Genomic DNA, 17,948 nt, shown 5'->3' with positions numbered 1-17,948 from the left:
CCAATAAACAATTGAACTAATGATAAAAAACTACTTTAAAACCGCATGGCGAAACCTGGTAAAAAATAAATTTTACTCGGTTATAAATATTGCAGGGCTTACCCTTGGCCTTGCTATAGGTATACTTATTTTATTATGGGTGCAGGACGAGCTAAGCTTTGATTCCTTCCATACAAAAACAAAAAATATATACCGTGTTAATGCATTTTTTGGCAGTGGAAGTGCCAAAACAGTCTGGGATAATATACAGGCGCCTGTAGCAACTTATGCTTTAAAAGAAATTCCGGGTGTTAAAAATGCGGTACGTATAAACCATGGTTACAGCAGTGTTTTTAGTTACAGGGATAAACTATTAAGAGAAGAGAATACAGCTTATATTGACCCTTCGTTTTTCAGGATGTTTGATTTTAAATGGCTGAAAGGAAGCGCTACAAATCCATTTCCAAATGACCAATCTGTCATCATCACGCAATCTACAGCCAGGAAATACTTTGGAAACGAAAATCCTATAGGTAAAGTATTACAGCAGGACCATAAAAATAATTATACGGTAAGCGGAATAATTGCCGATTTTCCGGATAATTCCAGCATTAATTATGACATGCTGTTCTCTATGAATCTCAGAGCTAAAGACTACAACGGCAAGGGTTATTATAAATCGCTTGATTCGAATTGGGGTAATTGTGGATTTATTACTTTTTTTGAGATTGAGCCGGGCACCCCAATAAAGCCGATTGGAGAAAAGCTTATCCGCATCCAGGCAAAAAATGCTCCAGGGACAAAGGTATCCTTAAAAGATGACATTTTTAGGTTACAGCCGCTTTCAAAAATTCACTTGTACCAGGTTGACGGCTCCGCATCAGGGATGCAAACGGTAAATATATTTTTAATTGTTGCTGTTTTAATATTGCTGATTGCCTGTATCAATTATGTTAACCTTTCTACCGCCCGGTCAATGATCCGCGCTAAGGAGGTAAGCATCCGTAAAATTGTAGGCGCTCAAAAAGCACAGCTGTTTGCGCAATTTATTATTGAAACGGTTTTGTTTTTTAGTATCGCACTGGTATTTGCATTTGTATTAATTACCCTGTTGATGCCATATTATAATCAGATCTCAGGTAAACACATACACCTTAACCTGGCCGATCCTGCTTTGTGGAAAATAGTGTTGCTTACGGTTACAGGCACCTTAATTGCATCTTCTATATATCCTGCCTTATTGTTATCATCTTTTGAACCATTAAACGCGCTAAAAGGAAAATTGATGTTAGGTATTGGCAATGTAACTTTCAGGAAGGTATTGGTTACCACCCAGTTTATTTTTTCGGTTACGCTGATCATTGTTACCCTAGTAATTGGTAAACAATTAAAATATATCCGCGAAAAAGATCCGGGGTATGACCGTTCGCAGGTTTTTTCTTTCCAGATGGGCGAGATGCAAAAGCACCCGGATGTGGTTAAAGCCGAATTAAGAAATCAGCCGGGTATTGAAGCTATAACATCATCAGATAATAAACTGGTAGATAACAAGCATTATACTGGGGGGGCAGACTGGGATGGTAAAGACCCTAATGTTACTACTATCATCCATCACCTGGGGATAGATGAAAAGTTTATCCCGCTGATGAAAATTAAACTATTGGCCGGAGCTAATTTTGCAGGGGTAAAAACAGACACCGCCCACTTCATTTTAAACGAAACAGCAGTTAATTTAATCGGGACGAAAAATCCGATAGGTAAACGCCTGAAATTATTGGGAAAGGAAGGTACCATTATAGGTGTTGTTAAAGATTTTAATACTGCATCGTTAAAAGAAAGAATTGAACCTACTGTAATTTATTATGAGCCTAATGGCTATTTATTATATGTAAAAACTACCGGGAAAAATGCAGCCAAGGCCATTGCGGCAGCTACCCGCCTTTGGAACCAATACAACCCCGGGTTTCCATTTGAATATAACTTTATGGATGAAGAATACGGCAACCTGTATAAAACCGAGCAGCGAACCGGGATTCTATTTAACATCTTCTCGGCTATCGCAATTGTTATTTCCTGCCTTGGCCTCTTAGGCTTAGCAACTTATACGGCACAGATCAAGACCAAAGAGATTGGCATCCGTAAAGTGCTGGGTGCAAGTGTAAGCAGCATAGTAACCCTGGTATCGAAGGATTTTTTGAAGCTGGTGTTACTCTCAATAATAATTGGTTCGCCAATAGCATGGTGGGCCATGAATAAATGGCTGCAAAATTTTGTTTACCGGATTGATATTAACTGGGTGATATTTCTTTTGGCAGGTTTGATATCGATAGGAATTGCGCTGGTAACGATCAGTTTCCAGTCGATAAAAGCGGCTGTTGCAAATCCAGTGAAGAGCCTGCGTTCCGAGTGATTAGAGATTGGAGATCGGAGATTGGGCGAAATTACTGGAAACTAAACGGTTTGGCTATGAACTATGAACCATCAACAATGAACTAAATGACCAATGACAGCGCAGCGAATGACACAATGACTAATGATTAAAACATGATAAGAAACTATTTTAAAACCGCGTGGCGGAACATCACCCGTAACAAGGTATATACAGCCATAAACGTACTTGGCCTTTCGCTTGGGATTTGTGCCTGTTTGGTTATTTACCTGATCACCAGTTTTGAGTTGAGTTATGATAATTTTCACCCTGATAAGGAACGCATTTACCGGATAGTGGCGAGGTTTCATAATCCGAACGGAAAAGCCGACGACTTGGGTTCTACCATCAGCGCTTTACCAATCACTATCCGGAACGAGGTAAGCGGGTTTGAAAATGTTACAGCATTTTATAATTATGCTTTTAAAGTTACCATCCCTGACGGGAGCAAAGATCCCAGGAAGTTTGACGCTGCGGAAGACGTATCAAGCATAATTATTACCGAACCCCAGTACTTTAACCTCTTTAAATATCAATGGCTCGCAGGTAACGCAGTAACTGCGTTAAAGGAGCCATTTAAAGTTGTGCTTTCTGAAACTGAAGTGCAAAAGTATTTTGGAAACGTTGAACCCCAGAACGTTATCGGCAGGAATGTTACTTACAACGATTCGCTGCACCTTACCGTTTCGGGAGTTGTTAAGGATTGGAGTAATAATACCGATTTTGGCTTTAAGGATTTCGTTTCATTTGCTACTATTCAGCACAGTTTCTTAAAAAACGATATTGATTTGCAGCATTGGGGCATGTGGGATTATAATTCACAGGGATATGTGAAGCTGGCAAAGGGTGTAACGCCCGCACAGATTGCAAAACAGTTTCCGGCATTTGTTAAGGCTCATGTAAAAATGCCACCAGGCTTCAGTGTTGAATTAAAACTACAACCTTTGGCAGATGTTCACTTTAACAGCGCCTATGAAGACTCTTACACCCGCAAGGCCCATTTGCCAACACTTTATGCACTTATAGGGATAGCCTTGTTTATTTTAGTGATAGCGGTAATAAATTTTGTTAACCTTTCAACGGCACAATCGTTGCGCAGAGCTAAGGAGGTTGGTGTACGTAAAGTGCTTGGAGGCAGTAAATCAAGTTTAACGGTGCAATTTTTAATAGAGACCTTTTTTGTAACGATAGTTGCTGTATTTGTTTCTGTTATGATGGCAAACCCCGTACTGGCTGCCTTCCATAATTTAATTCCACCGGGTGTTACTTTGGATCTGTTGAGCGCACCGGTACTGATATTTTTAGTTTCAGTAACGATATTTACAGGGTTGCTTGCCGGGATTTATCCCGCACGGGTGCTATCGTCTTATTTGCCTGTGATAAGTTTAAAGGGAGAGGGTTCGCAAAAGCTTAATGGGAAAAGTTACTTGCGCAAATCGCTTATCGTATTTCAATTTACAGTTTCGCTGGTTTTTATCATAGGCACAGTTGTTATCGGCAACCAGATCCATTTTATACTGAATAAGGATCTTGGCTTTAATAAGGATGCGATCATATCTATCCGTACAGGCTGGAATAATACAAGTGAGCAATTGACTGTTTATGCCAACAAGATAAAACAGCTGCAGGGAGTACAGTTAATAACCCGCCACCGGACAACACCGGCAGCAACGGGGCACCCCGGAACTTATATGAGTTATAAAGGCGCCACCGGTGAGAATAAAATTGATGCGTCGTTTGACTTTTGTGATGAAAATTATGTGCCGCTGTTCGGCCTGAAGATAGTTGCCGGCAGAAACCTGCGACATGCGGATACGTTAACAGAGTTCCTGGTAAACGAAACATGTGCCAAAGCCCTTGGATTTAAACGACCAGCAGATGCACTTGGGAAAATTGTTGAGGTCGGTATCAATAAGCAAAGGCGCGCAATTGTGGGCATTGTAAAAGATTTTCATTCAAAATCGCTGCACGAAGCTATCACCCCGTTCTTTTTGTGCTCTATCAAGGATAATGAAAGAACATTAAGCATAAAGCTGGCCACTGCAGGCAAACAAGCTGATGATTTTAAGAAGACCATCTCCCAAATAGAACAGATTTCTAAGGAGATTTATCCAAATGAGAAATTTGAATACAAATTTTTTGACGAAACCATTGCCAATTTATACGAAAAGGAGCAAAAAACAGCTAAACTAATGAGCACAGCCATGGGCATTGCCATCTTTATTTCATGCATGGGATTGTTTGGACTGGCTACGTTTACCGCACAACAGCGTGTTAAGGAAATAGGGATCAGGAAGGTTTTGGGTGCCAGTGCATCAAGTATCGTATCGATGTTGAGCAGAGATTTTATAAGCCTTGTTATGATCGCCATACTAATAGCATCGCCAATAGCATATTACTTTATGCATTTATGGCTGCAGGATTTTGCCTACCGGGTAAATATCAGCTGGTGGATCTTCCTGGTATCAGGGGTATCGGCAATACTGATAGCGCTGGTAACCATTAGTTTTCAGTCGGTAAAGGCTGCGCTGGCTAACCCGGTTAAGAGCCTGCGTTCGGAATAGTCATTGGTCATTGATCATTAGTCATTAGTGACTGATGCAAACCAATGACCAATGACAGCTCAGCGAAATGACTAATGACATAATGACTAATAACTAAATAAAATGATAAAAAACTATTTGAGGAGTGCTTTTCGGAATATCAAAAGGCACCCGTTTATTTCCTTCATCAACATATTTGGCTTAACCGTGGGGTTAACCTGCTGCCTGCTTATTTTGGCTTATATTATAAATGAGTATAGCTATGATAAGTTTAACAAGAACGCAAAAGATATATACAGGGTTACCCGGATCTTCTATACTGCTCCGGGAGTTGAAAACCTGCACCTGAGTGCGGTTGCCCCGCCTTTTGGCCCGCTGCTGCAAAATGCATTTTCTGATATTAAGAAAATCACCAGGATCTATCCAAATGGTACTATTGCATTAAAGTATAAGGAAAAGCTCTTTAATGAAAAAAATAGTGTTTTTGCTGATGAGAATTTCTTCACCTTATTTAATGTGCCGGTTGTAAAGGGCGATGCTAAAAGTGCATTGCTTGATCCGTATAGCATTATGTTGACAGAGGAAGTTGCCAGGAGATATTTTGGCGATGAAAATCCTATTAACAAAAGCATTTTATTAAATAAGCACGATTTTAAGGTTACCGGCGTTTATAAGGCCTTCCCTGCCAATTCGCACATGCACCCGCAGATTCTCCTGTCCTTTAATACTTTAAAGGATACCGCAATTTATGGTGAAAAGCAATTGCAAACCAATTATGGTAACAATGCATTCTATACTTACCTGCTGTTCCCAAAAGATTATAATGTTGAACACGTTAAAGCGCAGTTGCCTGACTTTTTGGATAAATATGTGCATTTCCCCGGAATGCCCGGCAACCTGAAAACCCAGCAGGTTACCAAGCTTGAACTGGAAAATTTGACGGACATCCATCTTAAATCGCACCTGGATGACGAGATTGAAGAAAATGGCGATATCAAACGTGTGCTCATCTTCTCGGCTATTGCACTATTTATTTTATTGATCGCCTGTATTAATTACATGAATTTATCTACAGCAAGATCGGCATTAAGGGCAAAGGAAATAGGAATAAGGAAAGTAATAGGTGCACAACGTAAAGAGATCATCGCCCAATTTTTAAGCGAATCGGTATTAATTACCTGGATGGCGCTGATATTAGCCGGCGTATCAACTGTTATATTAATTCCATTTATAAATACGCTTTCGGGGCAATCCCTGTCATTTGGCAGCCTGTTACACTTGAATGTTTTATTACCAATATTGGCGCTGCCATTTGTTATTGGCTTAATAAGCGGTATTTATCCGGCAATTTTCATGTCGTCGTTTTTACCTGTAAAAGTTCTAAAGGGGATAATAAAAGCAGGCTCCGGCGGTATTTCTTTCAGAAAGATACTTGTGGTTGTACAGTTTTCAATTTCCATAATTTTAATTGTAGCTACAACTGTTGTATTTCAGCAGCTTCAATACATCCAAAAAATAGCGCTTGGTTTTAATAAAGACCATATTATAACAATGAATTATCCTTATTCGCTAAACAGACAATATGATGCCTTTAAGGAGGATTTAAAAAGAAATGCTAACATTAAAGAATTAGGCATCTCGTCGCGCATTCCATCCGGCCGGTTATTGGACGATCAGAATGCAAAGATCATTGAAGGAGGATCGTTGCAGGCAATTAAGATCGATCTTAAATATATCACTACCGACTTTGGCTTTATCCCTACCTATGGGATGCAAATGGCAGCGGGCCGGAATTTCTCAAAAGCCATTGCAACCGATACTAACAACTTTATTATAAACGAGGAAGCGGTAAAGGAATTTGGCTGGAAAACAGCTGAAAATGCATTGGCGAAGGATATGGTTTACGGCAACGTAAAAGGGAAAATAATAGGGGTGGTTAAAGATTTTCATTTTGAATCACTACACCAAAAGATCATCCCATTATTATTCAGCTTACCATCACATGGTAACTACTATGGCAAACTATCAATAAAAGTAGATGGTAATAACACAAAAGCTACAATACAAACTGTTAAGGATACCTGGCACAAATACCTGCCCGAAACACCTTTTGATTTTACCTTTTTGGATGAAAAGTTTGGCCAGCTTTATAACAGCGAACAGCAACAGGGGAGCCTGTTCACTATTTTCTCCTGCATTGCTATATTCATTGCCTGCCTTGGTTTATTTGGGTTATCGGCCTTTACCATAAGCCAACGCGTAAAAGAAATTGGCGTACGCAAGGTATTGGGTGCAAGTATCTCACAAATAGTTACCGAACTGTCAAAAGACTTTTTGAAACTTGTAATTATAGCTGCAATAATTGCGTTGCCGGTAGCATTTTTTTCAATAAACAAATGGTTTTTGGGCGATTTTGCTTTCCGGATTAACATAAGCTGGTGGGTGCTGGCTATGGCAGCTGTACTTGCTTTAATTATAGCTTTTGTTACTATTAGCTTTCAATCAATTAAAGCGGCGCTGGCAAACCCGGTGAAGAGTCTGCGTTCTGAGTAAGACTGGTCATTGGGCATTGGTCATTTGTGTATTAAGATGATTTGATTAATGTCCAATGATACAATTTGCAGCCTTAAAGCACCAATGACTAATGACAGCGAAGCAAATGACTAATGACTAATGACTAAATAAAATGATAAAAAACTATTTTAAAATTGCCTTTAGAGGCTTCAGGAAACACAAGTTATTTACGCTGATAAATATTGTCGGTTTATCAATAGGCATTAGTGCCGCATTAGTAATTTACCTTATTGTTCATTACGATTTCACCTTTGATAAATTCCACAAAGACAGCGACAAAATTTATAGGGTTGTAAGTAATTTTAGCTTCCAGGGAAACCCCAGCTATACCTCAGGCGTTTGCGGCCCCTTAGCCGAAGCCATTAAAAGCCAGGCTACGGGGGTAGAAATAACGGCCCCCCTTTATTCGTTATCGCCTGATGTATTTATTGCCGGTAAAAAAAACATTCCAACCCGGTTTAAGGCCCAGGATAAAATTGTACTGGCAGACCAGGCATACTTTAAAATATTTAAATATGTGTGGCTTGCAGGCTCTTCAACCAGCGCGTTAAATGCGCCCAACCATGTTGTATTAACATCTGAGCGCGCAAAGCTTTACTTTCCATCATTATCATATGATCAGATGATTGGAAAGATTGTTACTTATGATACCTTAAAAACAACAGTTACCGGAATTGTACAAACAATAACAGAAAATACTGATTTCGCTTTTCATGATTTTATATCGTTTAGCTCAGCCCTCGCAAATAAAGATTTGGGCAGCTCACTGCAATTACATGAGTGGGAAAGTACAAATTCGGCATCTGAAGTCTTTATCAAGTTAGCGCCAACCGCTTCTGCAGCAAATGTTGAAAAGCAATTAAATACCATATTGAAAAAAAGCAGCCCTCCAAAACCTGAAGAAAAGGGAAGCACTCATGCGTTTGGCCTTGAACCACTGGGCAATATTCACTTTAGTGAAAAATACGGAACATTTGATTTTAGCTCATCGGCCAATAAAACAACATTATATGGCCTATTGGTAATAGGAGCGTTCCTGTTGCTATTAGGATGCATAAATTTCGTAAATTTAACTACAGCTCAAGCGACACAAAGGGCAAAGGAAATTGGCATCCGCAAAACCATGGGCAGCAGTCGTATGCAGCTGATTGTGCAATTTTTAAGCGAAACTTTTTTTATTACCCTGTTTGCTGTTATTATTTCGATGCTGCTTGCCCCGGTAATATTGAAGCTATTTGCTGATTTCATAGCCCCGGGCATTAAAGCGGATTTTATTCATCATCCGGATATTATCATTTTCCTTATAGTGCTCACTATAGTTGTAAGTTTCTTATCCGGTTTTTACCCTGCACTTATGCTGTCGGGATATAAACCTGTTTTAGTACTTAAAAATCAGGCGCAAAGCAATAGCAATAAAACCAGGAATGCCTGGCTTCGTAAATCGTTAACGGTTTCGCAATTTATTATAGCGCAGTTTTTTATAATGGCAACGGTTTTGGTTAGCAAGCAAATTTATTATGCGTTGCATAAAGATCTTGGGTTTAAAAAAGATGCCATTGTTTTTATACAAAGTCCTTATAAAACCCGTAACATGGACAAAAACATGGTATTATTGGGCAAACTGCGGTCAATACCACAGGTTGAGATGATAAGCATTGGCGGGGCGCCACCGTCATCTGGAAGTACCAATACAACAGCGGCCGTATATATGGATGGAAAAAAGGAGATCAAAACCGGTGTAGAGTTGAAGAGCGGTGATGAAAATTTTATTAAATTATACAATATCAAACTGCTTGCAGGCAGGAATATACAAAAAAGTGATACTGCAACAGCATTTCTGATAAATGAAAAGTATGCTAAAATACTTGGTTTCAAAAACCTGCATGATGCAATAGGTAAGCAGATTGGTAAGTTCAACGGTAATCATACAATGACAATTATTGGTGTTGTTGGTGACTTTTATGAGCGTTCGTTACAATCGCCTATCAATCCTTTGGCTATTCTTTTTGGAAAAAACACCTATCAGACAAGTACATTTCATATTGCCTTAAAACCGCAAACCGAAGGTGGGAACGAGTGGAAGAAAGCCATCGCTACAATGGAAAAGCAGTACAAGGAAGTTTATCCCGACGATGATTTCGACTTCCATTTTTACGATGAATCAATAGCCAAATTTTATGCCAGCGAGCAGCACACCTCAAAATTACTTACCTGGGCAACTGGCTTATCTATATTTATAAGCTGCCTGGGCTTACTTGGTCTGGCTATCTATACAACTAATCAACGGACTAAAGAAATTGGCGTACGTAAAGTGCTTGGCGCTTCGGTTGCGCAAATAGTAACTTTACTGTCATCAGAACTGGTGTTGCTGATACTGTTTGCGTTTATCCTGGTAACGCCAATAGCGTGGTATGCCATGAACAAATGGATAGAAACATATGCCGACAGGACACCGATAAGCTGGTGGATATTTGCCGCAAGCGGCGCCGGGATGCTAATAGCCGCTGTATTTACATCGAGTTTTCAAACGGTTAAAGCAGCAATTGCAAACCCTGTGAAGAGCTTACGTTCGGAATAGTCATTTGTCATTGGTCACTGGTCACTAGTGACTAATACAAACCAATGGCAAATGACTAGTGACCAATGACAGCGCAGCGAAATGACACAATGACTAATGACCAACCATAATGATAAAAAACTACTTTAAAACTGCTTTCAGAAGCTTTGGAAAGCATAAATTATTTACCCTGATAAACATTGTTGGCCTGTCTATAGGGATCAGTGCAGCTGTGGTTATTTACTTGATAGTTCATTTTGATTTTACGTTTGATAGGTTTCATAAAGATGGCGACCGCATTTATAGAATAGTAACCAATTTTACATTTTCAGGAGAACCCGGGCACAACAGCGGTGTGCCTGCACCACTGGCTTTGGCAACTCAAAGGCAGGTAACCGGGATAGATGTTACCGCGCCCTTTTTTACTTTATCCCAGCCAAGTGTTTTTATTGAGAGGGCAGGGAATACGCCCACAAGATTTAAAGACCAGGATAACGTGATCCTGGCCGACCAACGCTATTTTAAAATTTTGGATTATAAATGGCTGGCCGGCTCGTCAACCAATGCGCTTGATGCCCCCAATCAGGTGGTACTTACCTCAAAACAGGCAAAAAAGTATTTCCCGGAATTGTCGTTCAACCAGATGATAGGCAAAACGGTTACATACGATACTTTAAAAACCACGGTTACTGGTGTAGTACAGACAATAGAGCAAAATACCGATTTTACCTTTCATGATTTTATATCATACAGCACAGCCACTGCTAATAAAGCACTGGGCGATCAATTAGCGCTAAAGGAATGGGGAGATACAAACTCCGCTTTCCAGCTATTTGTGAAATTATCGCCAAAAACAACTATTTCCCATATTGAAAAGCAACTTAATGAGTTGCTCAAAAAGAATCATAAAGAAGACAAGGGCAATACAGAAGAATTTCGTTTACAACCTTTAAGCGATCTCCATTTTAACGCTGATTACGGAACATTTGATTTTGGACGCATAGCTAATAAAACCACCTTATACGGTTTACTGGCAATGGCTACTTTCCTGTTGTTATTGGGCTGTATTAATTTTATCAATTTAACCACTGCACAGGCATCGCAACGAGCAAAAGAAATTGGGATCCGTAAAACTTTGGGTAGCAGCCGCAAACAATTGATCTTCCAGTTTTTAAGTGAAACATTTATTGTTACACTTATTGCCGTATTGATTTCGGTAATGTTAACTCCGGTTATTTTGAAACTGTTTTCCGATTTTATTTCAAAGGATATAAAAGCAGATTTTTTACACCAGCCCGATCTGATCTTATTCCTGGTGATCTTAACTTTTGTGGTAAGTATTTTATCAGGTTTTTACCCGGCAATTATGTTGTCATCATATAAACCGGTGCTGGTACTTAAAAACCAGGCGCATTCAAACAGCAGCCAAACACGCAATGCATACCTGCGCAAATCACTAACAGTGATGCAGTTTGTTATTGCGCAATTTTTTATAATGGCTACAGTGCTGGTCAGTAAACAGGTGTATTATGCCTTACATAAAGACCTGGGGTTTAAAAAGGATGCCATAGTAATTATACACGCACCCTGGAAAAACAGCAAGTTTAGCCGGAATTTGGTATTTTATGATAAACTGCGTGCAATAGCGCAGGTAAATACGATAAGTATTGGCACTGACGCGCCTTCATCAAATAACACCTTGTCAACAGAAATGCTTTACATGGACGGTAAAAAGGAAATTAAAAATGATGTTCAGGAGAAATATGGCGATGAAAATTATCTGAAGCTTTTTCAAATAAAAATACTTGCGGGGCGCAATATCCAAAAGAGCGATACCAACCATGCGTTTCTTATTAACCAAACTTATGCCAAAATCCTGGGCTTTAAAAAAACCGCCGATGCTATTGGGAAACAGATAAAACAAAATGATAAAATGTGGACGATTGTTGGGGTAATGGCTGATTTTTATCAGCGGTCGTTACATGCTCCAATTAAACCGCTAGCTTTTCTTACAAACCCGGCTCTTAGCAGGAATAATGCATTTCTTATTGCTTTGAAGCCACAAACAAAAGATGGGAATGACTGGAAGAAAGCAGTTGCAAGCATGGAACGTTCATGGAAGGAAATTTACCCTGACGATGATTTTGAGTATCACTTTTTTGATGAAAATATTGCTAAGTTTTATGACAGCGAGCAGCATACATCAACCCTGTTAAACTGGGCTACGGGTTTATCCATATTTATAAGCTGCCTTGGTTTGCTGGGCCTTGCCATTTATACCACCAATCAGCGTACCAAAGAAATTGGTGTGCGTAAAGTGCTTGGCGCTTCGGTTGCTCAAATTGTATCTTTACTATCGTCAGAACTGATCTGGCTTATCCTGCTTGCTTTTGTACTGGTTACTCCAATTGCATGGTATGCCATGAACAAATGGATGCAAAGCTTTGCCGACCGTACCAGCATAAGCTGGTGGATCTTTGCCATAAGCGGAGCAGGAATGCTGCTGGCAGCAGTATTTACATCGAGCTTTCAAACGGTTAAAGCAGCAATTGCAAACCCGGTGAAAAGCCTGCGTTCGGAATAGTCATTTGGCATTGGTCATTAGTCATTAGTGACTGATGCAAACCAATGGCAAATGACCAATGACAGCGCAGCGAAATGACACAATGACTAATGACCTAATATCATGATTAAAAACTATTTTAAAATTGCCTTCAGAGGTTTCAGGAAACACAAGTTGTTTACACTGATAAACATTACAGGTTTGTTAATTGGCACAAGCGCGGCCATAGTAATTTACCTGATCGTACATTTCGAGCTTACATTCGATAAATTTCATAACGATGGCGACCGCATTTACCGGGTAGTTTCTAACTACTCTTTCCAGGGCGAAGTTGGCTATAATAGTGGGGTTTGCGGGCCGCTGGCAGGGGCAATAAAAAGCCAGGCTACCGGTGTTGCTGTTGTAGCACCTTTCTTTACCTTGTCTCAACCGAACGTATTTGTTCCGGGCAAAGCAGGCGCACCCCAAACCCGCTTTAAAAATCAGGACGATGTAGTATTAGCCGACCCTGAATATTTTAAAATTTTTAATTACACCTGGCTTGCAGGCTCGCCAAAAAGTGCATTAGGGGCACCCAACCAGGTTGTGCTGGCATCGGCACAGGCCAAAAAATATTTCCCTAATCTATCTTACGGGCAAATGATAGGCAAAGTAATTACCTATGACACCCTTAAAACCACCGTTACGGGAATTGTACAAACCTTAACGCAAAACAGCGACTTCACTTTTCACGATTTTATATCATACAGCACGGGTACTGTAGTAAAAGACCTTAAAGATCAACTCCAGCTTACCGAATGGGAAAGTACATCGTCGGCATCGCAGTTGTTTATTAAACTGTCGTCTACTGCAACGGCAGCCGTTATTGAAAAACAGGTAAATTTTATACTTAAGAAAAACAGCCCGCCTAAACCAGAAGATAAGGGAAATACTCACGGTTTTAGCCTGCAGCCATTAAGCGATTTACATTTTAATGGCGACTACGGAAACTTTGATAACGGCCGGATTGCCAGTAAAAGTACCCTTAAAGGCCTGCTGGTTATAGCAGCATTTCTATTGCTTTTAGGTTGTATAAACTTTATAAATTTAACTACAGCGCAGGCAAATCAGCGGGCTAAGGAAATTGGGATCCGCAAAACAATGGGCAGCAGCAGAGGGCAGCTTATCTTCCAGTTTTTAAGCGAAACGTTCATGATCACGTTAATTGCAGTTATCCTGTCGGCAATGCTGGCACCGGTTGTACTAAAATTATTTTCTGATTTTATTGCACCAGGCGTTAAGGTTGATTTTCTACATCAGCCCGATCTGATCCTCTTCCTGGTTAGCCTTGTGTTAATAGTAAGTCTCTTATCAGGATTTTATCCAGCCCTGGTGCTGTCGGGCTATAAGCCTGTATCTGTGCTGAAAAACCAGGTGAGTGCTGGCGGCAGCAAAAGCCGTAAGGCATTGCTGCGTAAATCGTTATCGGTGGCGCAGTTTGTAATCGCACAGTTTTTTATAATGGCGACCGTATTGGTAAGCAAACAAATCCACTATGCCCTTCATAAAGACCTGGGCTTTAAAAAGGATGCCATAATTGTAATAAACTCCCCATGGAAAAACCGCACTGAGGCACGTAATCAAGTTTTTTTTAATAAACTCAAGGCTATGCCACAGGTTGAGCTGGTTAGTGTTGGCGGCGCTCCGCCATCGTCAGGCAATACTAACTCAACAAATGTGAGTTACCAGGATGGGAAAAAAGAAGTAAAAACCGATGTTCAGTTAAAATTCGGGGATGAAAATTATATGAAGCTATACAAGCTTAAATTGCTTGCAGGCAGGGCTTTGCGCATAGGCGATACATCAAAAAGCGTGGTGATAAATGAAAAGTATTCAAAAGTACTTGGTTTTAAAACGCCAAACGCCGCACTTGGTACTGTGCTAAACCATTTTAATGGCCCTAAAACGTTGCAGGTTGTAGGTGTGGTGTCTGATTTTCATCAACGTTCACTCCACGAACCTATTAAACCGCTGGCCATATATACCGGCACCAATAGTTTTATGAAGGGCACATTCCATATTGCCTTAAAGCCTGAAACTGCCGGAGGCGGCGAATGGAAAACAGCAATTGCGGGCATCCAAAAAACATGGAAAGAGATTTATCCGGATGATGATTTCGGTTATAATTTTTTTGATGAGACAATTGCTAAGTTTTACGAAACCGAGCAGCATACGTCAACATTACTTACCTGGGCAACTGCACTGTCGATATTTATAAGCTGCCTCGGTCTATTGGGCCTTGCAATTTACACAACCAACCAGCGCACAAAAGAAATTGGCGTGCGAAAAGTACTCGGTGCCACAGTGGCACAGGTAGTAACGCTGCTATCGTCAGAACTGATTATGCTCATCTTGCTTGCATTTGTTATTGTAACCCCCATTGCATGGTATGCTTTAAACCAATGGATGCAGGGTTTTGCCGATCGCACGGTCATAAGCTGGTGGATCTTTGCAATCAGCGGAGCTGGGATGCTGCTGGCTGCTGTATTTACATCAAGTTTTCAAACTGTTAAGGCGGCAATTGCAAATCCGGTGAAGAGCCTGCGTTCTGAGTGATTAGAGACTAGAGATTGAAGATTAGTAAAAAAAAGGGCTTCCTGCTATGAACCATGAACTATTAACAATGAACTAACATATATGTTAAAGATCAACCTAAAACTGGCGTTCCGGAATATTTTTAGGAACAAATTGTACACTACCATAAACATAATTGGCTTAAGTGTAGCAAGTGCATTTTGCATTCTTGTTTATTTGTATGTAAAAAATGAGCAATCGTTTGATAGCTTTCATCATGATCGGGATCAATTATACCGTTTAGAAGAAACCAACCTGTTTGGGTCATTTGATCAAAAAAAGTCAGCGACAAATTTCTTCTCTTTTTTAATGAAAGATGCAGAGCAAAAGAATAGTATCCAAACGCCAACGGTATTAGCGCCAGATCTGAAAAGCAATTTCCCGGAGATTGAAAACGCAATAAGGCTTAGCGGTATTGGCGAGGAAACAATTAAGGTGGGCAATAACAACTTTAAAGAGCAGGGAGATAATTTAACCTTTGCCGATGCTGACTTTTTCCAGGTATTTAACTATCCGCTCATCTCTGGGAATTCAAAAACTGTGCTAACCGGGCGCAACCAGGTTGTTATTAGCGAAAGATTAGCCGAGAAATATTTTGGCCGTGATAATGCAGTGGGCAAAATTATATCTCTGCCAAATGAAACCGGTCAGCCGCCGTTAACGGTAAGCGGAGTGTTTAAAAACTTCCCGGCAAATTCCAGCTTCCAGTTTGATATGATCATCCCGATGGAAACAAACACCAGCTATAAGGACAAAATTAATAGGGGTGTTAACTCACTGAGCGATCGCCTTGTTTTGAAGCTAAAAAAAGGAACCGATCTTGTTAAATTAAAAAACAAGCTGGATGTATTTGCCAAACAATATTTTAAACCACTTGTGGAGTCGATGAAAAAATATGATCCGAAAAAGAAGCCGGGCGATATGCACATCTTTTTAAGACTATTTGCCGATGCCCACTACAACCAGGCCGAAGGATGGTATCACTACACCAATTTGAAGAATATTTACCAGTTGGTTTGCCTTGCAGTTATCATTTTATTAATTGCCTGTTTAAATTATATTTTACTTACGCTCACAAACGCTATCTCACGTTCGCAGGATGTTGGTGTGCGTAAAACCATAGGGGCAGGCCGTAAACAAATTGTACTGCAATATTATACCGAGACCCAACTGCTGGCTTTTATTGCCGTAATAGCGGGTTTCCTGCTTTCAGTAATTTGTCTGCCGCTTTTCGGAACCTTAACCGGAACAAATATTGTGCTGTCTAACTTTTCATTAAGTACAATTGGCTTGTTCCTATTTGTATTAGCTATCGTATTGGGTTTAATGTCAGGTGTTTACCCTGCGATAGCCATGTCGGGCTTAAAGCCATTAAATATTATGCGAGGCTTTTCTGCGTATCGTATCAGTCCATTTTTATCAAAAAGCCTCGTGGTTATTCAATTTGCTATTTGTATGGTGCTGGTTATATCAACATTGGCTATTAATAAGCAAATGCATTATATAAACGCAAGCAATATGGGGTTTGATAAAGACCAGGTTTTGGTGCTGCAATCGCCTTATAGCTGGTTTGATAAACCTAAAACAGAAGTGTTAAAACAAAGGCTCTATAATTATGCAGTTACCGAGCCTGCTATCCAGGATATTACGAGCACATCTTTCAGTTTTGGAGTATATAGTAGTAACGGGGTAACAATAAATGGTGAAAAAGTAGTGATCCAGGATTTGAATGTGGACTACAACTATTTTTCATTCCTCAAGATTCCGATTGTTGAAGGTAGAAGCTTTTCTCGGAATGTAGCCACTGATAGTGCCAAATTAGCATTGGGCGATCTTAAAAAATCGCATAACGGGATGTTAATTGAACACGCGGTTGTTGTAAACGAATCGTTATACAATTTATTAGGCAAGCCTAAGCTCGATGTGATCAATGAAACACTGGGCAGCCATATAATTGGCGTTTGCAAAGATTATCATACTAACGATCTTACCCAAGAAATTGTACCTGCCTATCATACCATTAACGTAAACAGTACTGGAAATTTTTGGATTAAAATAAAAGCCGGGCAAAGCATCCCTAATACAATAAACCGGATCAAAGCTAACTGGAACCAACTCACCGGCAACTTGCCGTTCAGCTATACATTTATGGATGAAGATGTTGCCAAAGGCTACGATGCTTATTTGCGTTGGATGACCACTATTACAACTTCATGCATATTGGCTATTATTATTGCCTGTTTAGGCTTATTCGGCTTGTCAGGACTTACAACCATTAACCGAACAAAAGAGATCGGCATCCGCAAAGTTTTGGGGGCGTCTGTATCCAACTTGTTCCTGTTGCTTAACCGGGGGACTATAGTATTGGCCGCTGCTTCATTTATTATTGCGGCCCCTGTGGCCTTTTACCTGGTGCACCAATGGCTTGATAATTTTGCCTACCGCATAAACCCCGATTGGATCTTATTCACCACAGCGGGCATTATTGCCATGCTTACTGCTGTAATAGCAGTGAGCTATCACACTATAAAAGCAGCAATGGGTAATCCCGTGAATAGCCTTCGTTCAGAATAAAGTTAGAGATTGGAGGTTAGAAAGTTAGCAAATTTGCTTTGCTTTTTTCCTAGTCTCCAATTAACTAGTCTCTAATCAACCAACCACAACTGTATCATTACCGAACACCCGTTGTTT

The 17,948-nt window shown here is 40.1% G+C and carries 7 protein-coding genes; all 7 read left to right on the top strand.

All coding sequences use genetic code 11. The features are described from left to right. Positions 1-19: 19 nt before the first annotated feature. The 7 genes from BUE31_RS03610 (at position 20) to BUE31_RS03580 (ending at position 17,831) form a co-directional block, all read left to right on the top strand. A complete protein-coding gene (locus BUE31_RS03610; protein ID WP_073400333.1) occupies positions 20-2,389 on the top strand; it encodes an ABC transporter permease in 2,370 nt (789 codons plus the stop codon). Between the two features lie 134 nt (positions 2,390-2,523). Next, on the top strand, positions 2,524-4,971 hold the full coding sequence (locus BUE31_RS03605) for an ABC transporter permease (protein ID WP_073400331.1): 2,448 nt from the start codon (positions 2,524-2,526) through the stop codon (positions 4,969-4,971). A 102-nt stretch (positions 4,972-5,073) separates the two neighbouring features. Continuing rightward, positions 5,074-7,503 carry an ABC transporter permease gene (locus tag BUE31_RS03600; protein WP_073400329.1) on the top strand — a complete coding sequence of 810 codons (2,430 nt, stop codon included), beginning with the start codon at positions 5,074-5,076 and terminating at the stop codon, positions 7,501-7,503. Positions 7,504-7,636: 133 nt separating this feature from the next. Beyond that, positions 7,637-10,102 carry an ABC transporter permease gene (locus BUE31_RS03595; RefSeq protein ID WP_073400327.1) on the top strand — a complete coding sequence of 822 codons (2,466 nt, stop codon included), beginning with the start codon at positions 7,637-7,639 and terminating at the stop codon, positions 10,100-10,102. Between the two features lie 109 nt (positions 10,103-10,211). Further along, entirely contained in the window at positions 10,212-12,665 is a 2,454-nt protein-coding gene (locus BUE31_RS03590; RefSeq protein ID WP_073400325.1) for an ABC transporter permease, read from the top strand. Positions 12,666-12,767: 102 nt separating this feature from the next. After that, positions 12,768-15,239: an ABC transporter permease gene (locus tag BUE31_RS03585; protein WP_073400323.1), complete on the top strand. Its 2,472-nt coding sequence runs from the start codon at positions 12,768-12,770 to the stop codon at positions 15,237-15,239. Positions 15,240-15,320: 81 nt separating this feature from the next. After that, positions 15,321-17,831 carry an ABC transporter permease gene (locus BUE31_RS03580; protein ID WP_073400321.1) on the top strand — a complete coding sequence of 837 codons (2,511 nt, stop codon included), beginning with the start codon at positions 15,321-15,323 and terminating at the stop codon, positions 17,829-17,831. The last annotated feature ends 117 nt before the right edge of the window (positions 17,832-17,948 follow it).

The organism is Mucilaginibacter sp. OK098 (assembly GCF_900142915.1).
Lineage (GTDB): Bacteria > Bacteroidota > Bacteroidia > Sphingobacteriales > Sphingobacteriaceae > Mucilaginibacter.
The sequence above is the reverse complement of the archived record's forward strand: the minus strand, read 5'-3'. Positions and strand labels throughout refer to the sequence as shown.